General features: G+C 52.6%; 19 protein-coding genes and 1 pseudogene. 16 read left to right on the forward strand and 4 right to left on the reverse strand.

Annotation, left to right across the window (positions count from 1 at the left end; translation table 11 throughout):
- Positions 1 to 126 precede the first annotated feature (126 nt).
- The 13 genes and pseudogenes from CWS43_RS21435 (at position 127) to CWS43_RS21495 (ending at position 17,777) form a co-directional block, all read left to right on the forward strand.
- A complete protein-coding gene (locus tag CWS43_RS21435; protein WP_101079150.1) occupies positions 127 to 1,092 on the forward strand; it encodes a VirK/YbjX family protein in 966 nt (321 codons plus the stop codon).
- Between the two features lie 403 nt (positions 1,093 to 1,495).
- Positions 1,496 to 3,061, forward strand: coding sequence for an MFS transporter (locus CWS43_RS21440; protein ID WP_101079151.1), 1,566 nt, complete (start codon positions 1,496 to 1,498; stop codon positions 3,059 to 3,061).
- 89 nt (positions 3,062 to 3,150) lie between these two features.
- A complete protein-coding gene (locus tag CWS43_RS21445) occupies positions 3,151 to 5,319 on the forward strand; it encodes a right-handed parallel beta-helix repeat-containing protein (protein ID WP_101079152.1) in 2,169 nt (722 codons plus the stop codon).
- A 67-nt stretch (positions 5,320 to 5,386) separates the two neighbouring features.
- Positions 5,387 to 6,067 carry an oligogalacturonate-specific porin KdgM family protein gene (locus tag CWS43_RS21450; protein WP_101079153.1) on the forward strand — a complete coding sequence of 227 codons (681 nt, stop codon included), beginning with the start codon at positions 5,387 to 5,389 and terminating at the stop codon, positions 6,065 to 6,067.
- A gap of 1,108 nt (positions 6,068 to 7,175) precedes the next feature.
- Positions 7,176 to 9,875, forward strand: coding sequence for a magnesium-translocating P-type ATPase (mgtA, locus tag CWS43_RS21460; protein WP_101079155.1), 2,700 nt, complete (start codon positions 7,176 to 7,178; stop codon positions 9,873 to 9,875).
- 187 nt (positions 9,876 to 10,062) lie between these two features.
- A pseudogene (locus tag CWS43_RS27620) lies at positions 10,063 to 10,389 on the forward strand (Na/Pi symporter); the annotation flags it as partial.
- Between the two features lie 25 nt (positions 10,390 to 10,414).
- Complete coding sequence (locus tag CWS43_RS21465) at positions 10,415 to 11,635, forward strand: Na/Pi cotransporter family protein (protein WP_232777142.1); 1,221 nt, start codon at positions 10,415 to 10,417, stop codon at positions 11,633 to 11,635.
- A 236-nt stretch (positions 11,636 to 11,871) separates the two neighbouring features.
- The gene (gene otsB / locus CWS43_RS21470) at positions 11,872 to 12,681 is read left to right on the forward strand and encodes a trehalose-phosphatase (protein WP_101079156.1); all 810 of its coding nucleotides are present in this window, start codon (positions 11,872 to 11,874) and stop codon (positions 12,679 to 12,681) included.
- Complete coding sequence (gene otsA / locus CWS43_RS21475) at positions 12,678 to 14,087, forward strand: alpha,alpha-trehalose-phosphate synthase (RefSeq protein WP_101079157.1); 1,410 nt, start codon at positions 12,678 to 12,680, stop codon at positions 14,085 to 14,087. Before otsB ends, otsA begins: the two co-directional genes overlap by 4 nt.
- Positions 14,088 to 14,116: 29 nt before the next feature.
- Complete coding sequence (locus CWS43_RS21480; protein WP_101079158.1) at positions 14,117 to 15,742, forward strand: alpha,alpha-trehalase; 1,626 nt, start codon at positions 14,117 to 14,119, stop codon at positions 15,740 to 15,742.
- Between the two features lie 115 nt (positions 15,743 to 15,857).
- Positions 15,858 to 16,682 (forward strand): AraC family transcriptional regulator, encoded by an 825-nt coding sequence (locus tag CWS43_RS21485; RefSeq protein WP_101079159.1) that lies wholly within the window; start codon positions 15,858 to 15,860, stop codon positions 16,680 to 16,682.
- A gap of 76 nt (positions 16,683 to 16,758) precedes the next feature.
- Positions 16,759 to 17,469 (forward strand): AzlC family ABC transporter permease, encoded by a 711-nt coding sequence (locus CWS43_RS21490; RefSeq protein WP_369825914.1) that lies wholly within the window; start codon positions 16,759 to 16,761, stop codon positions 17,467 to 17,469.
- Positions 17,466 to 17,777: an AzlD domain-containing protein gene (locus tag CWS43_RS21495; RefSeq protein WP_101079160.1), complete on the forward strand. Its 312-nt coding sequence runs from the start codon at positions 17,466 to 17,468 to the stop codon at positions 17,775 to 17,777. Before CWS43_RS21490 ends, CWS43_RS21495 begins: the two co-directional genes overlap by 4 nt.
- A gap of 80 nt (positions 17,778 to 17,857) precedes the next feature.
- Here CWS43_RS21495 and CWS43_RS21500 read toward each other — a convergent pair whose 3' ends face one another.
- On the reverse strand, positions 17,858 to 18,310 hold the full coding sequence (locus CWS43_RS21500) for a GNAT family N-acetyltransferase (RefSeq protein WP_101079161.1): 453 nt from the start codon (positions 18,308 to 18,310) through the stop codon (positions 17,858 to 17,860).
- A gap of 162 nt (positions 18,311 to 18,472) precedes the next feature.
- On the opposite strand from CWS43_RS21500, the gene CWS43_RS21505 reads away from it, so the two are divergent.
- The gene (locus CWS43_RS21505) at positions 18,473 to 18,811 is read left to right on the forward strand and encodes a YebG family protein (RefSeq protein WP_101079162.1); all 339 of its coding nucleotides are present in this window, start codon (positions 18,473 to 18,475) and stop codon (positions 18,809 to 18,811) included.
- Between the two features lie 241 nt (positions 18,812 to 19,052).
- Positions 19,053 to 20,060, forward strand: coding sequence for a tryptophan--tRNA ligase (trpS, locus tag CWS43_RS21510; protein ID WP_101079163.1), 1,008 nt, complete (start codon positions 19,053 to 19,055; stop codon positions 20,058 to 20,060).
- Positions 20,061 to 20,068: 8 nt separating this feature from the next.
- On the opposite strand, the gene CWS43_RS21515 is transcribed toward trpS, so the two are convergent.
- From CWS43_RS21515 to CWS43_RS21525, 3 genes are read right to left on the reverse strand one after another with little or no spacing between them, the layout of a single operon-like run.
- Complete coding sequence (locus CWS43_RS21515) at positions 20,069 to 20,788, reverse strand: aspartate/glutamate racemase family protein (RefSeq protein ID WP_101079164.1); 720 nt, start codon at positions 20,786 to 20,788, stop codon at positions 20,069 to 20,071.
- Positions 20,781 to 21,791, reverse strand: coding sequence for a D-cysteine desulfhydrase (locus CWS43_RS21520; protein WP_101079165.1), 1,011 nt, complete (start codon positions 21,789 to 21,791; stop codon positions 20,781 to 20,783). Before CWS43_RS21520 ends, CWS43_RS21515 begins: the two co-directional genes overlap by 8 nt.
- A gap of 3 nt (positions 21,792 to 21,794) precedes the next feature.
- Positions 21,795 to 22,844, reverse strand: a complete 1,050-nt coding sequence (locus tag CWS43_RS21525; RefSeq protein ID WP_101079166.1) for a malate/lactate/ureidoglycolate dehydrogenase — start codon at positions 22,842 to 22,844, stop codon at positions 21,795 to 21,797.
- A 349-nt stretch (positions 22,845 to 23,193) separates the two neighbouring features.
- On the opposite strand from CWS43_RS21525, the gene CWS43_RS21530 reads away from it, so the two are divergent.
- Positions 23,194 to 24,225, forward strand: a complete 1,032-nt coding sequence (locus CWS43_RS21530) for an ABC transporter substrate-binding protein (RefSeq protein WP_101079167.1) — start codon at positions 23,194 to 23,196, stop codon at positions 24,223 to 24,225.
- The last annotated feature ends 1 nt before the right edge of the window (position 24,226 follow it).

Genomic DNA, 24,226 nt, shown 5'->3' on the forward strand with positions numbered 1-24,226 from the left:
TGTAAAGTAAACGACAGTTAAACGGTCTGCGTTTATTCCTATCGCGCCATCCTGCTTTAAAAGCGCGTTGTAAAATTGTTTAAAAATCGGGTGATACCGTGATTATTTCAGGTGACGGAAATAATCATGGAACACTCCCCCCTCAACGAAACTGAATCCCTCAGCGAAACAACGACAAAAAATGCCAGCGGATTCAACCTGTTTATAGATCTGCTGAGCGGGGCGTGTGTACCGGATAATTTGTGGCGTGACCGGATGTTCCGCGTGAAATACGCCGTGCGTACGTTACTGCATCCGCTGGATACCCTGAGAGTGCTCAACAAAATGGCCGCCGAACCGGTCTGGCAGGAAGCATTCAGCGTTCAGACCAAATTACCGAGCAAAATTCACAAACCTTATCTGCACCTCGGATTAGCCTCTGCCGGGCGTGCCGCCGCGCTGGTTGATCACTATGAATTCGTCAAAAATATTGCCAACATCGGGCTGCGCAATACGTTTCTGAGTGCAAAAGGCAACACTGTCACGCAGTTTACCGGTAAAGACGGCGAGTCATTTCATGTTGTGCTGGGATCAATCGGCAAATCGGAGCGTGAAGGCGAAGCCAACATGTTCCTGTATATGGAAGACACGCTGCTGGCCGCGCTGACGTTCAGTATTGTGCAACGCGACGGGGGCCTGACGCTGATTGTCGGCGGGTTCCAGGGAGCACACCGCTCAACGCCGCATGAAGTCATTAAGCAGGCCACAAAATCCTGTTACGGCTTGTTCCCGAAACGCCTGCTGCTGGAAAGCCTGCAACGTATCGCGGCAGAAACCGGCGTCCGTCGTATTCTGGCCGTGAGCGATACCGGCCACGTGTTTCGCAGCCTGCGTTACCGTCACCGTAAGAAAAACGTATTTGTCGCCAGTTATAACGAATTTTGGGATTCAATCAGCGCCACGCCTTACTCTTCTGCGTTATACGACGTGCCGCTTGAACTGCCACGAAAACCGATGGAAGACATCGCCAGTAAAAAACGCTCTGAATATCGTAAGCGTTACACCTTGCTGGATGAGCTCCATGCAAGCACAGCGTCATTACTTAACTCCTGATCGCAAACCTCAGGATTTACCGCCTCAGAATCACTCGCTGTAGCAAGCAACAGGGCCAGGGACTGGCCTTTTCCCACCTTAACTCCTGCTGTATGCATGACCTTCACTGCAAAATCCGTTCTGTAAGTAAAATTCACGTAACAGTTAAGTTACGGTTTCTTAAAGCAATAGTCGCCTAATCATTCAATCCCAAACTAATGCGTTACGAATAGTCTCCCGAAATGTGTATTTTTTATGGATGAGAGTGTTACACGTATCTCAAAACAGGCCGACAATTCACACCTGCTGTTTCAAATGTGAACTGATTCACATCTATTCATTCCCCTCGCCTATATAAAACGCCATATCCATAAAAACGAAACACCGGTTCATATTTAAAAACTCTCTTCTGGGCGGGAACACAATGAACGCAGAAAAACCAATTTTATTTAAACATCAGCTGGCGTATGGCGGCGGCAATCTGTTAGGTAGCGGGGCGCTGGCGATCGCCGGCATCTGGTTACTGTATTTCTACACCACCTTCTGTGGCCTGACGCTGTTACAGGCTTCAGCGATTTTCTCTGTCGCCAGCATCATTGATGCCATCAGCAATCCGCTGATGGGTTATCTCTCTGACAACTTTGGCAAAACGCGTCTCGGTAAACGCTTTGGCCGCCGCCGTTTCTTTATCCTTCTTGGCGTACCACTGATGATGTTCTATCCGCTGCTGTGGGTGGAAGGCTTCGGGTTCTGGTATTACCTGTCCACGTACGTCATGTTCGAACTGATCTACACCTCGGTGATGGTGCCGTACGAAACGCTTGCAACGGAAATGACCACCGATTTTTCCGCACGTTCCAAGCTGACAGGCTACAAAGCGATTTTCGGTAAAGTGGCGAATTTCCTGGCGGCCTTCATTCCGGGCCAGTTCATCCTCATTTACGGCAAAGATTCCGCACAACCGTTCTTCTTCACCGCACTGACCTATGGTGTGATCCTGTTTATTGCGATTGGTATGCTGTATCTGTCCTCATGGGAACGCCCGGTGGAAGAAACCACGCCAGTGAATGAGAAGAAAATGAGCCTCGGCAAAACAATGCTGACGCTGGTGCGGGACATGAAATCAACGTTTCATTTACGCGTATTCCGCAAGCATCTGGGCATGTACCTGTGTGGTTTCGGCGCGGAATGGCTGTTTGCTTCGGTCTTTACGTACTTCATCATTTTCGTTCTGCAGTATGACCCGACAATGGTCGCAGGGCTGAGCAGCCTCAATTCCATTCTGCAACTGTTCTCCACCGCCATCTTCATTGGTATTTGCGTGAAACATGGTTTCAGCAAGCCTTATATTCTGGCCCTCGGTATCGTTATTTTCTCAGTCATCTGCTACAGCTTGCTGCATTTCCTGCACCTGCCACAGCAGTACGCCACCGTCGCAATGCTGACCATCACAGTCGTGTTCGGTATCGGTACCGGCGGTGTGTATTACATTCCGTGGACGGTTTACACCTTCCTGGCAGATATCGATGAAGCCTTTACCGGACGTCGCCGCGAAGGGATCTACGCCGGTGCGATGACGTTCTCCGGTAAACTGATGCGCTCGGTGATCGTCTTTGTGATGGGGGCCATCCTGAGTTTCTACGGCTTCCAGTCGAAGTCACATACACAGCCGGAAAGCGCCGTGATGGCCATCGCGATGGTGTTCTGCATCGGCGTTATCGCGCTGGCACTGATGGCGATTGTCTTTAGTAATCAAATGAAGCTGAACCGCAAAACTCATCTGGTGGTTCTTGGCGAAGTCGCGCGTATCAAAGCAGGCGGGCAGATAAGCCAGGTTCAGCCGCAGGTCCGGGCGGTAATGGAAGAACTGATTGGCTATCCGTATGAAGAATGTTGGGGTAACAGCACGGTCTGCCGCAAAATTTTCAATACACCCGCCGTTGAGATTACTGAACCGAAACCCATGGTCAGTACGACGCAAAACCCGTAACACACAGTTTCACCACGCTATGAATTAACTTCACCGACTGGCCGGGAAACCGGCCAGCGACACCCTGCGTTTTTAGGATAAGAACGATCATGTGGGAACCAAAACTGTTTATTGTGGCGCTGTCCCTGGGGATGAGCGCACAAGGCATCGCCGCTGCATTGCCTGATGCCGGCAATCTGGTCTGGCACAGCATCACTTTCGGTCAGTCGACCGACGTCAATTTTTCGACAAACGTTCTGCCGGAAAAAATCGGTATGAATGAAATACGGCTGGCGGACGGAAAAGCCGTTCCGGCGTCAGGATCGCCGCTCATCACGCCTTTCACGCTGGAAAGCCGTGGCGGCAAAGTGGGCAACAGCCATGATGGTCTGACCTATTTTTATACGCGTTTACCGGCGGAGGTGAATTTCCGTCTCGAGGCAGATATCACGCTCAATCAGTTCGGGCCGGAGAACGGCGCGAAACCAGCAGGGCAGGAAGGTGCCGGGTTACTGGTGCGCGATATTCTGGGTAATCCGCGTGAACCGGTCACCAAACCGGGCATTGAAGAGCTCCCGGCGGCATCAAACATGGTGATGAACAGCGTCATGGCCATCGGTGAAAAACCGCCCGTTCTGGCGCTGATTGCCCGCCAGGGTGTACAGCAGCCGTGGGGAAATACCGGTATTGGTATTGTGCGCGAAAGCTACCATCCGCTGACAACGCCTGAACATTTTTCGCTGCGCCTGACCCGCACGGACACCGGTTTTGACGTTGCCTATGCGCCACAAGGCAGTGAGCAATGGATAAGTAAAACGGTTGAGGGGGCAGACCGTGTCACGCAACTGGACAAAACCGGGTATTACGTTGGTTTCTTTGCCTCGCGCAATGCCAGAATCACCGTGAATCACGCGAAACTGACGCTCAGCGAAGCGCATACCCGGCCGTCTGCTGCCTATGTGACACCGTCACTCAACCCGCGAATTGAAGTGATGTCATCACCCGTCATTACGCACCGTGACAGCGTTTTCCAGCTACGCACTAATGGCGACGGAAGCCTGCAAATTGAACAGGGGGGAAAACCGTTGCTGCGTCATAAAGCCGTGCGCGGCGGCGAGGTGATCGCCATCCCGTTCCATGCAGAGCATCCTGCCACAGCGCTGAGTATCACGTTTACCCCGGATAACGGCAAACCGCTGACACAGGAATTCCCGGTCAGCCTAGCGCTGGTGAGCAACCCTGAAGCCTTGTATGTCTCCCCGCAGGGTCGCGCGGGGAACGACGGTTCACCGGCGAACCCGCTGGATTTCGCCAGTGCAGTCAATCTGTTAGCGCCGGGTGGCACCCTGTGGCTGGCCGGTGGTGAATATCCTGCCAGCCTCATTCCGGCGACCGCCAGCGGGACGGAAAAAGCCCGCAAAATATTGCGGCCGCAGGGTGACAGCGTGGTGTTTAACGGGCTGAAATTGGATGCGGGTTACTGGGATATTCAGGGCATTACCGTTACGCAAAAAAGCTTCAGCATTGCCGGCAGTTATAACCACATTGACCGCGTCAAAGCACATCATGCCGATGACACGGGCATCTGGGTGGCATCACCGGACGGCATCGGGCGCGCATTATGGGCCAGCCACAACCTGATCAGCAATTCTGAATCCTGGGGAAATCAGGATCCGGGACGTAAAAATGCGGACGGATTCGCGGTGAAAATGCGGGTGGGTGAGGGCAACCGGCTGGTGAACTGCTATTCCCACGACAACATCGATGACGGATTCGATCTGTTTAACAAGATTGAAGATGGCCCGAACGGCAGCGTGACCATTGAAAATAGCCTGTCGGTTCACAACGGCAGCAACGGTTTTAAACTTGGCGGGGAAGGTTTACCGGTTGCCCATATCGTGCGTCACAATGTGGCGGTAGAAAATGGCATGGACGGTTTTACCGACAACTTTAACCCCGGTGCACTGATCGTAGAAAACAACCGTGCGGTGGACAACAAACGCTTTAATTTCCTGTTCCGCCCGTCGCCCTATACCACCGCCGATAAACAGGGCGTGTTCAAAGGCAACGTTTCGCTGCGCACCTCCGCCGGAAAGTACGATGACGCCGTCAGCGGCAATATCGATAACAGTAATTATTTTTATACCGGCCACAAAACCGTGAATAAATTGAATAAAGAAATTCAGCCCGGAGAGTTTATTTCCCTGCGGCTACCCGATCCGGTGACCCGTCTTTCTGACGGCGGATTTAATTATGCTGATTTTCTAAAGAAAAAATGATGACAGCGTAATTAGCATTATGCACTTTAAATAAAATAATATTACTCAATATCTCTGGGATTCTAAAATGAAAAATAACAGACTGCTGCTCTGCTGTCTGCTGCTGGCCAGCGCCAGCAGTCAGGCTGTGACCATTGATCTTCGCCATGAATGGCTCGATGACAGTAAACAACATAAAGACAGGGCGATGGTCTCACATCGTTTTGCCAACGGGTTCGGTTTTTCGCTGGAAGCCAAGTGGAAATCGGGCGGTGACAATCAGAATAAACCTTTTAATAATCTGGTAGATAACGGCACAGAAAGCACGGTCAGCTATCAATATAAAGTCACTCCGGCTGTTTTTGTACAACCGGGTTTCACGCTGGAATCCAGTTCTGACAACAGCATTTATAAGCCGTTCTTAACGGCCGGGTATACCTTTGATAACGGCGTTTATTTCAATGCACGTTACCGCTACGAATACACCCGCTATACCAAAGAAAATACGGAGGACCGTAAAACTAATCGTGGTGAAATCTGGTTAGGTTATAAAATTGCTGACTGGCGGTTTGAATATAACTATATTTATAAACACAGCGATCAGATCCTTTACGACAATGACAAATGGGATTATGAGCAGGATTTAAAAGTGGCTTACAATATTAATAAACAATGGACACCTTACGCGGAGGTCGGTGATGTCTCCGTGCGTAAAACAACCGATGAGCGCCAGACCCGCCTCCGTATTGGTGTGCAATATAATTTCTGACAGATAGTTTCTGATTCGTCAGATTCATTGTATTAATCCTCGCCGGACATATCCCTGTCCGGCGTTTCGCGTTTTAAGAGTTTGCGCCCGTTCAACGTTCTGCTCACTGCGATCCTGACCGCCGACGGTGGAACGCGCCCATGCCGCAGGTCTGAAAGTGGTGATCGCCCGATTGTCATTGCCAGAAATTTGAACCTGTCAGTCGCCGCCTTAAGTTGAATAAAAAGGGCCAGTAAATAACAGGGTTATTGAGGTTCGTTTATATTCGGGAGCTAACCTCTCTAAAATATAAACGAACGGTTTTAATCTTAATTTGCGGGTTGACAATAATAGACGCTCTGGGTAAATTGCACGAGCCGGAAGTAACGGCCTTTATTAACTTTACATAAGAGACTAATGGACACTGTAACCAGTAACTTGCCGGATGACGCTGATATAGCGTGCCGGAACAGTAAACATAAAATCGATTGTGATCATTTCATCGTTTGGGTGTGCCTCGCCAGAGCCTGATGCTCTCGTGTAATCCCACCTCAACCTGGATGTCACGGTCCCGAGGTGTGTTATGAAGTTCAAATCTACCCTTTTTTCTGATGTTAAAACACTGACATCCACTTTGCGTCTCCGTCCGTCTCGTGACAGGATTTTGGCTGCCCGCAAGAAAGACGCAGATTCTATTTTTTCCTCTAAAATCAACGCATTTAATCACCGCGTTACCACGTGGCGGGTCAGTCCTGTCACCGGTCAGCTGGAACAACGCTGTATCGTTTCTGACAGCGAAGACCCACATAGTCGGATTTCCTCTCACTGATTCAACGTCAGCATTACGCTGCGCTGAACATCGTCTGGACGCATGCCTGACGGCTTTGGTCTTTTATTATTCATAATAAAAACACACGTCAGTAATGCATCAATAAAAGACACACAATAGATTTCACTCTGTTTATTCCCTTATTATTTTAAGAAAAATAATAAGCAAAAAATAAACGGCGGGGAATTCTGCGCAAATAAATAAATACCGATCACTGAAATAAGGTGAGGGGTTTCTGCAGCCTGCAAATAACAGATTGCGGTTTCCACCTGCACGTTATCCGGTGACAGGAGCATCATCATGACTGCACAAAACCAAAACATCTCAGAAAGAAAAAAACAGGCGCTCTCCATGCGAGCCGTTCAGGAAGCCAATAACCAGGTTGAGGTTACCCTCATTAACGTCAACTCGACCCGCGAAGGCCTGACTCACCACAGCGCGGCTCAGCGACTGGAGAAACAAGGGTATAACGAAGTGGCACACGACAAGCCGCCTCACATGCTGGTTCAGCTGATTAAAGCCTTCAACAATCCGTTTATTTATGTGCTCATCGTGCTGGCGATTATCAGCTTCTTTACCGATTTCTGGCTGCCGCTGCGCGCGGGTGAAGAAACCGATCTGACGTCGGTTTATATCATAGGCGCGATGGTAGGCCTCAGCGGGTTGGTACGTTTCTGGCAGGAATATCGCTCTGCCAAATCCGCCGAAGCGCTGAAGGCCATGGTTCGTACTACGGCAACCGTGTTACGCCGCGAGGTGGCGGGTAAAGAGGGCAAACTGTGCGAGATCCCGATGCGCCAGCTGGTGGTGGGCGACATCGTGCAGCTTTACGCCGGGGATATGATCCCGGCGGATGTCCGGCTGCTGGAATCGCGGGATCTGTTTATCAGTCAGGCCGTGCTGACCGGCGAAGCGTTGCCGGTCGAAAAGTACGACACGCTGGGCAACGTCGCGCAAAAATCAGCGAATGAAAGCGGGGCTGAAAACGAAAATCTGCTGGATATTCCGAACATCTGTTTTATGGGCACCAACGTGGTCAGCGGCACAGCATTAGCCGTGGTCGTCGCCACCGGACCCCGTACCTATTTTGGTTCGCTGGCCAAAGCGATTGTCGGCACCCGTGCCCAGACGGCCTTTGACCGCGGCGTGAACAGCGTCAGCTGGTTACTGATCCGCTTCATGCTGGTGATGGTGCCGGTGGTGTTTCTCATCAACGGCATCATGAAAGGCGAATGGTGGGATGCACTGCTTTTCGCGGTCGCGGTTGCCGTCGGTCTGACGCCGGAAATGCTGCCAATGATCGTCAGCGCTAACCTGGCAAAAGGCGCAATGGCGATGGCGAAGCGCAAGGTGGTGGTGAAACGCCTGAATGCTATCCAGAATCTCGGCGCGATGGACGTGCTGTGCACCGATAAAACCGGCACGCTGACGCAGGATAAAATTATCCTCGAGCACCATATCAACACACGCGGCCAGAAAGACGCTTCGGTGCTGGAACTTGCCTGGCTGAACAGTTATCACCAAAGCGGCATCAAAAATCTCATGGATCAGGCGGTTATCTGGTTCTCTGACAATACGCCGGGCTTTGTGAAACCGCAGGGTTACAGCAAGGTCGATGAAATACCGTTCGATTTCGTGCGTCGCCGTTTGTCCGTCGTCGTCAAAGACCGCAATGCAAACCATCTGCTGGTGTGTAAAGGCGCGGTGGAAGAAATGCTGGGCATTTCCACGCATATCCGCGAAAACGGCAATGTCGTGGAACTGACAGATGCGCGGCGCGATGCGTTGCTGGCGATGTCGAACGACTACAACAAAGACGGTTTCCGCGTTCTGGTCGTCGCGACCCGCGAAATTCGCCGCCCTGAGACAAAAAAGCAGTACGGCGCTGATGACGAACACGATCTGATTATCCACGGGTTCCTGACGTTCCTGGACCCGCCAAAAGAATCTGCAGGGCCGGCGATTGCCGCAATGCGCGATATCGGCGTGGCGGTGAAAGTGCTGACCGGGGATAACGCGGTCGTGACCAGCCGTATCTGCCGTCAGGTCGGGCTGGAGCCGGGTGAACCGCTGCTGGGGCCGCAGATTGAACGTCTCGATGACGCATCGCTGCGTGAACTGGTCGAAGAGCGCACGGTGTTTGCCAAACTGACACCGCTGCAAAAATCCCGCGTGCTGAAAGCTTTGCAGGCCAACGGGCATACGGTCGGATTTTTGGGTGACGGAATTAACGATGCGCCTGCGCTGCGTGACGCCGACGTCGGGATTTCCGTCGACAGCGGCACGGATATCGCCAAAGAATCTGCCGATATCATCCTGCTGGAAAAAAGCCTGATGGTGCTGGAAGAGGGCGTTCTGAAAGGGCGCGAGACGTTCGGGAATATCATGAAGTATCTAAACATGACCGCCAGTTCTAACTTCGGCAATGTGTTTTCGGTGCTTGTCGCCAGTGCGTTTATTCCGTTCCTGCCGATGCTGGCTATCCAGTTACTGCTGCAAAACCTGATGTACGACATCTCCCAGCTGGCGCTGCCTTGGGACAAAATCGACAAAGAGTTCCTGAAAAAGCCCCGCAAGTGGGACGCTAAAAACATCGGCCGTTTCATGGTGTGGATTGGCCCGACATCGTCGATTTTCGATATGACCACCTTTGCGCTGATGTGGTACGTGTTCAGCGCCAACAGTGAACATATGCAGACGCTGTTCCAGTCCGGCTGGTTCGTGGAAGGCTTGCTGTCGCAGACGCTGGTGGTTCACATGCTGCGCACGCAGAAAATACCGTTCATTCAGAGCACCGCCGCCTGGCCGGTGATGCTGATGACCGGTCTGGTAATGGTGATTGGGATTTATGTACCGTTTTCGCCGCTCGGTCCGGTGGTCGGTTTGCAGGCGCTGCCGTGGGAATACTTCCCGTGGCTGGCCGGTACGTTGCTGGCTTACTGCTGCGTGGCGCAGGGCATGAAAACGTTCTATATCCGCCGCTTCAAACAATGGTTCTGATTTACTGACCAAAGGTGCCGTCGGGACGGCGGTACCTGCTTTTATCGAGCCTTTGCTTTTCGCATTTTTTGCATCACAAAAACAACCCTGAAAAAGGGGAATGACAATGATTATGACGACTCAATCCGGAACCTCACTGCTTGTCCATCTGGCCGGCGCGATCGCGCTGTTGCTGTGGGGTTCTCACATGATTTCAACTGCATTGCAACGCGGATTTGGTACCCCGCTGCGTCACTGGATGGGGCGGCATCTCACTAACCGCTGGATGGCGCTGCTCGCCGGTATCGGCATAACCGGCCTGTTGCAAAGCAGTACCGCAGTCAGCCTGATGGCGACTTCATTTACCGCCGCCGGAACGCTGAGCCTGGCACCGGCGCTGGCGGTTATGCTCGGCGCGAATGTCGGGTCGACACTGGTGGTTCAGCTGATGAGTTTCAACACCGAAATTGCCGTTCCTTTGCTGATACTGAGCGGGTTTGTGGTGTTTAAACTTCGTGACCACTCGGGGTTTGAAAGTGCGGGCTGCGCGCTGATAGGGCTTGGCCAGATGCTGCTGGCACTCGGCATGCTCAGCGCCACGCTGGCCGCCGGTATTTCACGCCGTCATGCAGGGGCTGGAAGGCGATACGCTGATTGCACTGATGGTAACCATTATTCTGACGCTGATTTGTCATTCCAGCGTGGCGGTTATTTTGCTGATTGCCTCGCTTGCCGCCACCGGCGTGATGACACCGGTCACCGCCATGGTGCTGGTGCTCGGTGCCAATATCGGCGGAGCGCTGCCGCCGGTGCTGAATGCCGGCTCGGCGGTGGCACGCCGTCTGCCGGTCGGCAATCTGCTGGTGCGCGGTGCCGGATGCGGGGTGGCACTGGTGCTGATGCCACTGCTCAGTGCACTGGCAACCCGGCTCGCGCTGACCACCCCGCAGCTGGTGGTGATGTTCCATACCGCGTTCAGCGCCGTTCTGGCGGTGGTGTTTATCGGTCTGACCGGTCCGCTGTCACGTGCACTGGAACGCTTCTTCCCGGAAGAACAGCGTCCGGCGGACCCGGGCATGCCGATGTATCTCGACGAGGCGGGGCTGGACATCGCCTATATCGGGCTGTCCAATTCCGTGCGCGAATCACTGCGGGTCACCGATATGCTGAACATGATGCTCGACAGCCTGCGTGCGCTGTTTGTCGCGCCTGATCTTCTGAAAGCAGGCGAAATCCGTCAGGCAGATTTGTCACTCGACGTGCTGAGTGCGGCGATCCGCGCGTATCTGGCCGATATCGGACAAGAAGGGTTAAGCGATTCGGACGCCGACCGCGCGCAGGAGATCCTGATGTTTGTCATTAATATTGAGCACGCGGGCGACATTCTTTCCAGCAGCCTGACGCAACTGGCAACCCGTCGTGCGCGGCGTGGCGAGCAGTTCAGCGAATTCGAGCTGCATAACATCGGCCTGCTGCACGCGGAAATTCTGACGAGCCTGCGCCTGGCGATCACTGCTTTTCTCGGGGAAGATTTAGCGGCGGCGCATCAGTTGGTAGCGCGCAAAGAGGTGGTGCGCCAGATTGAAGCCATCGCCAGTCGCGAGCATTTCAGAAAGCTGCGTGACGATAAAAATGCGTGGGCGGAATCGGGCGATATTTTCCAGCGCGTGTTACGCGATTACCGGCGCGTACATCACCATATTGCTGCCGTCGCTTATCCGGTGATTGACCGTCTGAGCGATGAAGAAATCATCGGCGGGGAAGAAAGTGCGGATGCATGAGTGGCGTTGCGACAACGTCACGTTTATCGGAATTTTTGAGAATGCCCTGCACCGGCGGGCTTCTGGATAAATCTGATTATCCCGGTGGTGCCCTGATAAGAGACTATATTTGTTTATTCGAAATTGTCCTTCGTGAACAAGGTATCAGATACAACTATTAGAAAATAAGAAAACACCTCCGGGAGTGTTCAGCGCAATGAGGCGCTGTGTCGTAACATGCAAACAGGAGAGTTATTTTGACCATAGAAATTCAGGAAAACACCACCGAAACGCCGCTTTTACCCGTCGGACTGGATCCGCGACAATACGCCTTCTTTTTCGACGTCGACGGCACATTGGCAGAAATTTGCGATGAGCCGGAGGGGGTCACAATACCCGCCGCCGTTCGCGATAATTTATATGCTTTATTCACGGCCTCTTCCGGCGCGCTGGCGCTGATATCAGGCCGCCCGGTTGAGCAGCTTGACCTGCTGGTTGCGCCGCTAACGCTGCCTGCGGCGGGTGTTCACGGGGCCGAAATGCGCGATGGTGCCGGAAACTTCCACCGCGTAACCTTACCGCCTCACATTGTCAGACAGGTTGAGCAAACGCTCTCAGCAGGCATGTCAGTGCTGCCGGGGACATTACTGGAAACCAAAGGGATGGCGTTTGCCCTGCATTACCGCCAGGCGATGCTCCATCAGCAACAGGTATTAGAACTGGCAGAGCGCGTGGTAACGACGTTTCCGGAGTTAGTCCTTCAGCCCGGTAAGTGCGTCATTGAAATCAAACCGCGCGGCAAAGACAAAGGTGTGGCGATTTACGACTTTATGCAACAGGTGCCATTTGCCGGACGCCTGCCGATATTTATCGGAGATGACCTGACCGACGAAAAGGGGTTCGAAGTCGTCAATGCACTGCAGGGGATCTCCGTAAAAGTCGGTGAAGGCTCAAGCCTTGCACACTACCGGGTCGGGCGCGTCAGCGATGTTTACCAGTGGCTGAATGCGTTACAACGTCACTTTATCACTCATCCCACTTCTCACACATCGGAGGCAGACTCATGAGCCGCCTGGTTGTTGTCTCTAACCGTATTGCCATTCCTGACGGTTCGAAATCCGCAGGCGGTCTGGCCGTCGGCATTCTGGATGCTTTGAAAAATACGTCAGGGCTGTGGTTTGGCTGGAATGGTGAAATCAGCGAGATTTCCGGCGAGGACGATGAAGAGGAACTGAAACTGGTGGAAAATGACGGCATCACTTATGCCTCGGTTCCGCTTAATCAAAACGATTACGACCTCTATTACTGCCAGTTTTCTAATGCCGTACTCTGGCCCGCGCTTCATTACCGCACCGATTTAGTCGATTTCCAGCGCGAAGCCTGGGAAGGCTACTGCCGGGTCAATGATCTGCTGGCGAGAAGGTTGCAGCCACTGCTCCAGCCGGATGATATCTTGTGGATCCACGATTATCATTTGCTGCCTTTTGCCGCTGCGCTGCGCAAGCTCGGGGTGAAGAACCGCATTGGCTTTTTCCTGCATATTCCGTTCCCCACGCCAGAAATTTTTAATGCTGTCCCAACCCATGACCCGCTGCTCAAAATGATGAGTGAGTATGATTTGCTCGGTTTCCAGACGGAAAATGACCGTCAGGCGTTTCTCGATAATCTGGGGCAACTTGACGCACTTGAGCAAATTACCGGCAACCTGCATCAGGCTTTTGGCCATACCTTTGCGACCGGTGTCTACCCGATCAGCATTGCGCCGGAAAGCATTAAAGAGATGGCCGAAGGGGCACTGCCACCGAAAATGGCGGCAATTGAACGTGAACTGCGTGAAGCACAGAACATTATTTCCTGTGAACGCCTCGATTACACCAAAGGGCTGCCGGAGCGTTTTCTGGCGTTTGAAGCCTTACTGGAAAAATACCCGCAACATCGTGGCAAGGTGCGTTATACCCAGATAGCGCCAACGTCGCGCGGTGATGTGCAGGCATACCAGGAACTGCGCCATCAACTGGAAACGGAAGTGGGGCGCATCAACGGCAAATACGGCAGCATGAACCAGACCCCGCTGTTTTACCTCAATCAACATTTTCAGCGCAGCCTGCTGATGAAGTTGTTCCGCCTCACGGATGTCGGCCTGGTAACACCGTTGCGCGATGGGATGAATCTGGTGGCCAAAGAGTACGTCGCCGCACAGGATCCGACAGACCCCGGCGTGCTGGTGTTGTCGCAATTTGCCGGTGCCGCGAATGAGCTGACCGCCGCGCTGATTGTCAATCCTTACGATCGTGATGATGTGGCCGCTGCGCTGAACAAAGCACTTACGATGCCCCTTCCTGAAAGGCTCGAACGCTACAACGACATGATGGCGGTGCTACGAAAAAATGATATTGCGAACTGGGGAGAAACCTATTTGCAGGATTTGCACAACATTTCGTCGCACTGTAATGATCATGACGCCGTCGCGTAACACACTGATTTGAAAGAGGCCGATTGCCTATGCAAAACGCTAAATTTAAGATTTCGGACGACACCGAATTTGAACCGATTGAACTCATTCTTGACCGGATGATGGATGCAGAACCGGAACCGGAGATGATCGAAGGGTTGCCTCCGTCCGATGCATTAACCCCCGCTGACCGTTATATGGAGCTGTTCACGCGCGTACAGGCCTCACAGTTGTTTGCCGACAGTAAAACATTCCCTGACTGTCCGCCAAAAATGGATCCTCTGGATATTTTGCTGCGTTACCGGCGGATAAAAAATCATCCGGGGTTTAATTTACAACGGTTTGTTGCAGCCCACTTCTGGCTGCCGGAACCTCATGGCGATGAATACGTCTCCGACCCCGGTGACTCTCTCAAAGAACACATCGATAAACTCTGGCCGGTACTGACGCGCCAGCCTGAAGATCATGTTCCCTGGTCGTCACTGCTGCCGTTGCCACAGGCCTACGTCGTCCCCGGCGGGCGTTTTGGCGAAACCTACTATTGGGACTCCTATTTCACCATGCTGGGATTGGCGGAAAGCGGGCGCAATGATTTGCTGCGAACGATGGCAGATAATTTTGCCTGGATGATCGAAATGTACGGACATATCCCAAACGGCAACCGTACCTATTACCTCAGCCGCTCACAGCCGCCGGTCTTTGCGCTGATGGTCGAACTGTTTGAGGAGGACGGCGTGCGGGGCGCACGGCGTTATCTTGAACATCTGAAAATGGAATATGCCTTCTGGATGGATGGCGCGGATTCACTGACGTCTAACCAGGCTTACCGCCACGTAGTTTGCCTGCCGGACGGCACGCTGCTCAATCGCTACTGGGATGACAGGGACACGCCGCGTGATGAATCCTGGCTGGAAGATGTGGAAACCGCAAAGCAATCCAGCCGTCCGGCTAACGAAGTTTACCGTGATTTGCGTGCAGGCGCAGAGTCCGGCTGGGATTACTCTTCGCGATGGCTGCGCGACAGCCACCGGCTGGCCAGCATCCGCACCACACAGTTTATTCCCGTCGACCTCAATGCTTTTTTGTACAAACTCGAAAGCACAATTGCCAATATTTCCGGGTTGAAAGGCGAGAAACACACCGAAGCCCTGTTCCGGCAAAAAGCGGAAAACCGCCGCGATGCCATCAACCGCTATCTCTGGGATGATGCTGACGGATGTTTCCGTGATTACGACTGGCATCGCCAGAAAATGGCAATGTTTTCCGCCGCCAGCGTCGTGCCGCTTTACGTTGGCATGGCGACGCACGTGCAGGCACAAAGAGTGGCGCTGGCGATACAGGAACATTTACTCACGCCGGGGGGCCTCCTGGCGACCGGGAATGAAACCGGCGAGCAATGGGACAAACCCAACGGCTGGGCACCGCTGCAATGGATGGCTATCCAGGGGTTCAAGCTGTATGGCAAAGATCTGCTGGGGGATGAAATCGCCCGCAGCTGGCTGAAAACGGTCCATGATTTTTATCAGCAACATCACAAGTTGATTGAAAAATATCATATTTCCGGCGACACCTCCCGTGCGGGCGGCGGGGGAGAATACCCATTGCAAGATGGCTTCGGCTGGACGAACGGCGTGGTCCGACGCCTGATTGGCCTTTATGGCGAAAATTACGGCTGACCTGTTCGGGCGAAAGAAAAAAACCTGACAGCAACTTTGTTCAAGATTTTCAGAGACAGAGCCGGTATACAGAAGTCCCTTTTGCGAAAAACGACGTTCCGGTACAGTGATAACCATGCAAGAACAGGCAAATTATTATCATCTGGCCGAATTTAACGGGCTGGAGATGCTGAATGCGACTTACCGTGAACAGTGCTTTTCGCGCCACGTTCACGAGACATTTTGCATTTCACTTATCGAAAACGGCACGCAGCGTTTCTACCGCAGCGGCGGTGAGCACTGCGCGCCGCAGGGCCATATTGTGCTGGTAAACCCTGATGAGGTGCATACCGGACAGGCAGAATCAGAAACGGGCTGGGCCTACCGTGCGCTCTATCCCCATCCTTCCCTGATGAAATCATTATCGCGCGACCTGCTCAGCATGAATGGCGAAATCCCCTGGTTTCCTCTGCCGGTGGTTTACGATCCCGGCCTGGCGCAGCAATTACAGATGACTTTTGATGTGCTGATGCAGCCCGGCGATAAGCTGTTTAAAGAAAGCATGCTGATGTCGACCATGACCTGGCTGGTGATGCGTCATTGCTCTTCGCCTAAAACCCCCCGGCCACTCAGTCATGCCGAAACGCAGATCCTGAGGATTAAGGATTTGCTCAATGATTGCCCCGAAGCCGATTTCGGCCTGACAGACCTGGCGGAAGCCGCCGGGCTGAGCACCTGGCATTTCCTGCGCCAGTTTACGAAAATCGTCGGATTATCGCCGCATTCCTGGCTCATCCAGGCCCGTTTACGTAAGGCAAAAGCCTGTCTGTTAGGTGGGCTTCCCATTGGAGAATCGGCGTTACTGGCCGGGTTTGCTGATCAAAGCCATCTGAACCGGCATTTCAAACGCGCCATGGGCGTGACGCCCGGCCAGTTTATCAAAGCCCACAAGATTTTCTGACCCCCGCAATCGTGTTCAAGACCGGGCTTGCGTTTCCCGCATAAAGTGACCGTTCAACTCATTACGGTTCACTATTATGATGACAATTCCAAAGACCGCAGACCGCCATAACGGGTTCGTGCATGGCGCAATCGCGATGCTGCCTTTATGTTTATCCGTGATCCCCTGGGGCATTCTGGCCGGATCGATGGCGGTTCAGTCCGGGCTGACATTTTCCCAAAGCCTCGGGATGTCTGCCATTGTGTATGCGGGAGCCGCGCAACTGGTCACACTGGCGATGCTGATGTCCGGAGCCAGCGCGCCGGTTATCGTGATATCGGTTTTCTTTCTGACAGCACAACACTTTCTGTATGGGCTGACGCTCAGGCAGCAGGTTTCAGCCTTCGCCGCCCGGCTTCGTATTCCGGTGGGGTTCCTGCTGACCGATGAACTCTTTGCCCTGAGTGCGTCATATAAAGAGCGGGATACGCTGACACCGGGATTTATGATCGGGGCAGGGCTGACTTTTTATTTTTGCTGGGTGATATGCAGCCTGGCAGGCATTGTGATGGCGTCATCGGTACCCAATCTGGCACGGTTTCATCTGGATTTTTCGATTATTGCGACCTTTGCCTCCCTTGTGATCCCGATGATTAACCGACCCGCCGTCCTTGCCGGTGTGTGCAGTTCATTAGGGTTATCGATGCTGTTCACTGCGTTGCATTTCTCCGGCGCAATCATCATCGCCGGGCTTTCAGGCATGGGGATTTCATTGCTGATCGCCAGATTATGCGGAGAAAAAGAATGAGCTGGTTATTGCTGTTTACGCTGGCGGGGGTGGTTTTCTTCAACCGTTATGTGTTCCTCGAGCCCCGCTTGCCGGTGCGCTTACCGGCATGCGTCAACCAGGCACTAAAATACGCAGCCCCCTGCTTACTGACGTCCATTTGCGGCCCCATTATTGTGGCGCAGGACGGTGTGTTGCGCGCCTTTCCTGATAACCCTTATTTCTGGGGAACGGTGTTCAGTGTGATGTTTGCTCTGTTTATCAGGAATACCGTGGCGGTGGTGATACTGAGCATGGTGATGTTCTATCTGGTGGGATCAGTGCTTTAGGTTTTGCTTATACTGCCAGCCTGCGGCCAGATTTCGCCGCGGGCTGGCAGTGAATAAGAATATGCCCGCAGCCATGATGGTTACGTTTTCTTCAGGTAAATATCAGGGCGGGCAATTGTCCAGGTGTAATCAGGGCGATTCACGGGTTCATAGCCGAATTTCTCATAGAGCCACGGGGCGGTGGACGTAAACAGCACCATACGGCGCAACCGTTCAGTCACCGGATGCGCCTGAACACATTCGATCAACCAGCCGCCAAGATTTTTTCCCTGATATTCTTCAAGTACATAAACGTCACAAAGATAAGCAAAAGTGGCGTAATCTGTGATGAATCGGGCGAATCCAATCTGTTTTTCACCGTCAAACAACCCAAAATTAAGGCTGTTCTCAACTGAGTCGCGGACTGTCTGCTCATCAATCCCGACCGCCCATGTTGAACGGGTCAGATAGCGGTGAATGGCCGGAATATCAAGTTGCCGGATATCCGTCGTGATCAGATATGAGTCTTTTGTCCAGCGACAAACCGTTTGCATTGATGCCACAAAGTCCTCCCGAAATACGTTGAATTTTGGTGTGACAGTGACATTAACTGAATTTGCAGATTGATGCATGTGGGCTGTAAAAAGTGAAATGGATGATGTATGCTGCACTCATCATTGGTATGCTGTATATAATTACAGTATAAGGAGCGAATCATGGCTGTTGAAACAAAATTTGTTGTCGTCAGAAAAGGTGAAGAAAAAATGACTTTTGCCAATAAGAAAGAAGCAGACGCTTACGACAAAATGCTCGACATGGCAGATGCTTTTACCGACTGGCTGCTACAGAGTGAGCTTGAAATTGACGAAACGCTGGCAGAAAACATCGCGCTGCGTCTCGCTGAACAAAAAGACACTGTCCAGCATATTCTGCGCACCAGCAAATTGCCGGAAGAAGAGAGTATCCAGGAACCGGTTGCGGAGACATCAGAACCCGCAGAAATAGCAGACGAAGCGGCGACGGGCAAAAAAGTTCGTGCCGTGAAAGCCGCCTGATTAATGAAATCGCGGGGGCCTGTTGACGTAAACCGATCAGAGTCGCCGCGTTTACGTCAGGGGAGCCTCGTGATATTCTGAAAAAATGAATACTCAGAATCTGCAATTATCTGCTCACACAAACTTCTGGTGGCAGCCTTCTTAAAGGCGGCCTGAATTCCAGTATTCATTTTTAATGCCGCCGGAAGGCGGTTTTTTTGTTCCATAAATCCCTTTCGGCACATCAACTTAAGGAGATATTATGAACAATACAAAAGTTATTCTTACCGGCGACCGGCCTACAGGTAAATTGCATCTGGGTCATTATGTCGGATCTCTTCGCCAGCGCGTGGCGCTGCAGCACACCCACCAGCAATATATTCTGATCGCGGATCTTCAGGGGTTAACCGATAACGGCAATACCCCGCAAAAAGTAAGTAATCATATTCTGGAAGTGATGGCAGATTATCTGGCCACCGGCATTGACCCGGAAAAAACAACCCTCTGCCTGCAGTCAGCCTTGCCTGCATTGGCGGAGCTCACCATGCTTTATATGAATATCGTCACCGTTGCGCGCGTGGAACGTAACCCTACGGTGAAAAGCGAAATTGCCCAAAAAGGTTTTTCCCGCGCACTTCCGGTGGGTTTCATGGCCTATCCGATCAGTCAGGCGGCCGATATCACCGCATTTCAGGCAGAACTGGTTCCCGCCGGAGATGATCAGCAACCGATGATCGAACAGACCAATGAAATTGTTCGCAAAATGAATAGCCTCACGGATAAACCAATACTCCGCCACTGCGAAGCGCTCCTGAGCCAAACAGGCAGGCTGCCCGGTATTGATGGTGGTGCAAAAATGTCCAAATCACTGGGTAATACGCTCACACTTTCTGCCAGCGAAGACGAAATCCATCTGGCGGTATCAGCAATGTATACGGATCCGAATCACCTGCGGGTTAACGATCCGGGGCAAATCCAGGGCAATGTGGTGTTCAGCTATCTGGATGCTTTCCACCCTTGCAAAGAAAAAGTCGCCGCCATGAAAGCGCATTATGCCCGGGGCGGGCTGGGTGACAGAATCTGTAAAAACGAGCTGGAAGAATGTCTCCAGGCGCTGATTGCGCCCATCCGCACCCGCAGGGCCGAATTTATACAAGACAAAGCCACATTGCTTTCGCTTTTACGTCAGGGCAGCGAACGCGCCATGGCCGTCTCTCAGCAAACGCTTTATGACGTGAAACGGGGATTAGGTCTGCCAGTCATGTTCTGACCAGGACGTCAGAACGCCGCATGCGACTGATGCCACATTCTTACGCAAACGTTAGCAAGCGCAGCGCCGGGGTCGATTGAATCAGACAAATGCCGGGATCCAACGGATCCCAGCGCAGGCGGAACTTCTGTGCAAGCCAGGACCAGTTTCTGCGCGCCACGGGCAATAAGTTTATCGGCCAGTAAGTTGAGCAACTGGCCGCCGCCACGAAGGTCTCCACGTTTAACGGCATAACACCCGGGCACAAACCATCGCGCCAGTTCATCTGACGTCGGGATAACCACCCGAATCCCGGCCTGTGAAAAACGGGCCTGATACCAGCCCGCGTCGAGCGTTCCCTGCGTCGCAATAAGCCCGACGGCCTGCGGCCGAAAAGAGGCTTCCAGTATTGTTTGTGCCGTAATATCTGCAATATGGAGCAACGGTGCTGCACTGGCGGCCGCTAACTCGTTATACCAGTAATGTGCCGTGTTGCAGGGGATCGCAATATGGCTCGCCCCCGCCTGATTCAGGCCTTTTACAGCCTCCAGCAGTTGTGGCAAAGGGGAGGGGCCGTTCCCCGCCAGCGCCTGCTGGCGATCGGCAATCTGCGGGACATTCCAGACCACCACGGGCACATGATCCTGATCGCGCTGAGCGGCTGTGGCCGCAAGAATTTTTTGCTGAAAATCCAGCGTGGCCAGCGGCCCCATTCCCCCCAAAATGCCAAGGCGCCTGAACTCAGTCATCGTATTTTTCCAGGAGCTGCCGGTACCCAAACAAACCCGCCGAACCGCCTGTGTGTATGAAAACAATATTTTGATCAGATGAATAACGCCCCTGACGGATTAAATCGATCAGGCCAGCCATTCCTTTCCCGGAGTAAACCGGATCCAGCAAAATCCCCTCCAGACGGGCCAGCAGACGCAGGGCCTCCAGCGTGCCCGACGTCGGAAGACCATAGCCATCACCGACATAATCGCTGTTGACCTGCACCTTTTCACGTGGCAGCTCACCGCGTGCTTCTAACAGCTGCCACGTCCGGGTGGCGAGCTGATAAACGTTCTCCTCCTGACGTTCACGGGGCGCGCGGACGCTGATACCCAACACAGGAATACCGCTGTTAGTCGCATTCAGCCCTGCCAGCAGCCCGGCCTGGGTCCCTGTGCTGCCCGTCGCGTGAACAACCTGATCGATACGAAGCCGCTTCTGGCTTGATTGCCACAGCAATTCTTCCGCACAGGCAACATACCCCAGTGCGCCCACCGGATTTGAACCACCACCGGGGATCACGTAGGGGCGTCGCCCTTCAGTACGCAGACGTCCGGCAAATTGTTCCATGGCCTGCTGCATATCGGTACCGGCGGGAAGATGCTGCTCAATGACGCCCCCCAGCAAATCATCCAGCAAGATATTGCCGGAACGCTGATAATCTTCGCCAAAATCGGTCACGCGTTTTTCAAGAAATACATGCGTTGGTAAGCCAATTTTTGCCGCCGCAGCGATCGTCTGGCGTACGTGATTAGACTGAGTGGCCCCCTGAGTAATGATGACATCCGCTCCTTTGGTTTGCGCGTCTGCCAGCAAAAATTCCAGTTTCCGTGTTTTATTTCCGCCGGTCGCCAGCCCGGTGCAATCATCACGTTTTATCCAGATGCGCGGGCCGCCAAGGTGACGGGTAAGATTATCAAGAGGCTCCAGCGGCGTAGGGAAATGACCAAAATGCAAACGGGGGAAACGAGATAAATGCATGAATTAAGCCTCACTGACTGAATGATTAGACGGGAAGGACGCCCCTTCCAGAGAGATGAACTGCTTCCAGCTGACATCATCTATTTCAATGCCGTGTTCAAGCCGCTCGCGATAGTGCCGCTGTTCTGCTTCTCCGGGCAGAAGAAGCTGGTCATCGTCGCGGGATGTTCGGGTCCACTCCAGCATCCGGGCGACGGCATGAGCATAATCTTCACCCGCGCCCAGCAACGTCGGGTCAAACACAACCGACAACATATTGTTAATAATTCCCGGGCCTTTTGGACGCGGTGAACTTTCCGTTTCCCCCCCGGTGATTGCGGCACCCAGCAAGCTGCACATAAGCGCCAGCCCCGAACCTTTATGCGCACCAAAGGCCAGAAGCGCGCCCAGAGGCTCTTCCATCAACCAGCGCGGATCCCGGGTGAATTGCCCTTTGTTATCCACGGCGCAATTAGGAGGAAGCTCGCGACCTTCATTCCAGGCAATCCGTGCCTTATTACCCGCTATCATGCTGGTCGCAAAATCAAGTACGACAGGGGGGTTGCCGGCAACGGGGATACCAATACAAAAAGGATTAGTGCCGAAGCGCGGACGCAACCCGTTGAAAGGCAATACCGTTGAACGGGAGCCAACGTTGGCAAAGTGCAAAGATATCAGCCCGGCAGCGGCGGCCTGTTCTGCCCATGCGCCGATACGGCCAAGATGGTGCGTGTGCGATAGCCCCGCGATGCAAACCCCGAACTCCTTCACCCGCGAAATGGCGTGTTCCATGACCTGGCGTCCGGTGACCTGGCCGAAGCCGCGATTTCCATTAAATGACAGTACCGGCCCGGCATCGCGCGTCAGCTGAAGCCGGGCCTCGGGATCAAGGTCACCGGCATGAATGGCCTTGATATAACGGGGAATAAGCGTAACGCCGTGAGAATCGTGGCCTTTGAGCGATGAGTCGACAAGATTGTCTGCAACCTCGCCAGCAGTGGCAGCAGCAACGCCCGCCGTACGCAAATGTTGGCGCAGATATTCGCGCAAATAGGTATGACTAAATAACGGCATGACACTTCTCTTCTTAATTAAGGTGAATAATTCATTTTCAGGAACTATAGCGCCACTGATTTTTCACCCTAACGACATAAAATAACTTTATATATTTGAAATGCGCATAAAGCCGTAAAATATAAAAATACGCAGGCTATTGATAAATAATTGTTAATTTTTATGCTGCAACAGGGGTATATACATTACACATACACCCCTGTGTCTGATGAATACCTATTTTTAGGAATAATATATTCCAATAAATAATTTATTAATGCCATTAAACGGCTTCAGGATTAACAGGTCTGGTTAAAAAATGAAACGCATCGCCTGTGATGTGCTGACTCCGTTATTTGAAGGAAGGGTAATGAATTTACTACGAGGCAAGAATATTTCATTTTCATTGAAACGCCCGGGGATATCCCTGCTGTTGTTAAGTGCCGTATTTGGCCCGGTCAATGCCCACGCAGAGGGGACAATCAGCATTGCGCAACAATACGGTATCGGCTATCTGCTGCTGGATGTGGTGAGGGAACACCATCTGATTGAAAAGCATGGCAAGGAAGAGGGGCTGGATATCAAGGTGGAATGGCGCACGCTGTCAGGTGCAACGGGTATGAATGAGGCATTGCTTTCCGGGGCGATCGATGTGGTTGCGGCCGGCGTGCCGCCAGTGCTGACCCTCTGGGATCGCACGAAAGGGAAACAGAATGTCCGGGCGATTGCCGCCTTAGGCTCGATGCCTAATTATCTGCTCAGCAATAATCCGGCAGTAAAAAGTGTGAAAGACCTGACCAGCAAAGATCGTATTGCCGTCCCGGCTGCTGGCGTGGGCTTCCAGTCGAGGACATTGCAAATTGAGTCTGCACGCCTTTTCGGAAATGAGAATTATAAGAAATTTGATGATATTACAGTCAGCCTCCCGCACCCTGACGCCAGCGCAGCACTGATTGCCGCAGGCTCTGAGCTGACGGCACACTTTTCCAGCCCTCCCTATCAGTATCAGGCACTCGAACACGCCAATATTCATAAAATCCTGAGTTCTTACGATGTATTAGGCGGGCCGGGAACCTTTAATCTTCTGTACACCACTGAGAAATTCCACGACGAAAACCCGAAAACTTACCGCGCCTTTTTTGATGCGTTAGCCGAAGCTGAAAAAATAGTTAAAACAGATAAGTCCGGCGCAGCACAAACTTATATTCGTGTTGAAAATTCAAAATTGCCCGCCGCATTTATACAGAAAATGATCGAGGACCCGGAAAATGATTTCACGATTACGCCACAGCGGACTTTTATTTATGCAGACAAGCTTTATCAGTTGGGTGTATTGAAAAACAAAGCGGAGTCCTGGAAAGATTATTTCTTCAGTGAAGCATACACCTTACCGGGGAGTTGAT

This window comes from Rahnella sp. AA, from assembly GCF_002834385.1.
GTDB lineage: Bacteria > Pseudomonadota > Gammaproteobacteria > Enterobacterales > Enterobacteriaceae > Rahnella.

Excerpts from the sequence above, each read along its gene's own strand:
- CWS43_RS21435 (WP_101079150.1), top strand. The coding sequence starts at position 127 with ATGGAACACTCCCCCCTCAACGAAACTGAATCCCTCAGCGAAACAACG.
- CWS43_RS21440 (WP_101079151.1), top strand. The coding sequence starts at position 1,496 with ATGAACGCAGAAAAACCAATTTTATTTAAACATCAGCTGGCGTATGGC.
- CWS43_RS21445 (WP_101079152.1), top strand. The coding sequence starts at position 3,151 with ATGTGGGAACCAAAACTGTTTATTGTGGCGCTGTCCCTGGGGATGAGC.
- CWS43_RS21450 (WP_101079153.1), top strand. The coding sequence starts at position 5,387 with ATGAAAAATAACAGACTGCTGCTCTGCTGTCTGCTGCTGGCCAGCGCC.
- mgtA (WP_101079155.1), top strand. The coding sequence starts at position 7,176 with ATGACTGCACAAAACCAAAACATCTCAGAAAGAAAAAAACAGGCGCTC.
- otsA (WP_101079157.1), top strand. The coding sequence starts at position 12,678 with ATGAGCCGCCTGGTTGTTGTCTCTAACCGTATTGCCATTCCTGACGGT.
- CWS43_RS21480 (WP_101079158.1), top strand. The coding sequence starts at position 14,117 with ATGCAAAACGCTAAATTTAAGATTTCGGACGACACCGAATTTGAACCG.
- CWS43_RS21485 (WP_101079159.1), top strand. The coding sequence starts at position 15,858 with ATGCAAGAACAGGCAAATTATTATCATCTGGCCGAATTTAACGGGCTG.
- CWS43_RS21490 (WP_369825914.1), top strand. The coding sequence starts at position 16,759 with ATGATGACAATTCCAAAGACCGCAGACCGCCATAACGGGTTCGTGCAT.
- CWS43_RS21495 (WP_101079160.1), top strand. The coding sequence starts at position 17,466 with ATGAGCTGGTTATTGCTGTTTACGCTGGCGGGGGTGGTTTTCTTCAAC.
- CWS43_RS21500 (WP_101079161.1), bottom strand. The coding sequence starts at position 18,310 with ATGCAAACGGTTTGTCGCTGGACAAAAGACTCATATCTGATCACGACG.
- CWS43_RS21505 (WP_101079162.1), top strand. The coding sequence starts at position 18,473 with ATGGCTGTTGAAACAAAATTTGTTGTCGTCAGAAAAGGTGAAGAAAAA.
- trpS (WP_101079163.1), top strand. The coding sequence starts at position 19,053 with ATGAACAATACAAAAGTTATTCTTACCGGCGACCGGCCTACAGGTAAA.
- CWS43_RS21515 (WP_101079164.1), bottom strand. The coding sequence starts at position 20,788 with ATGACTGAGTTCAGGCGCCTTGGCATTTTGGGGGGAATGGGGCCGCTG.
- CWS43_RS21520 (WP_101079165.1), bottom strand. The coding sequence starts at position 21,791 with ATGCATTTATCTCGTTTCCCCCGTTTGCATTTTGGTCATTTCCCTACG.
- CWS43_RS21525 (WP_101079166.1), bottom strand. The coding sequence starts at position 22,844 with ATGCCGTTATTTAGTCATACCTATTTGCGCGAATATCTGCGCCAACAT.
- CWS43_RS21530 (WP_101079167.1), top strand. The coding sequence starts at position 23,194 with ATGAATTTACTACGAGGCAAGAATATTTCATTTTCATTGAAACGCCCG.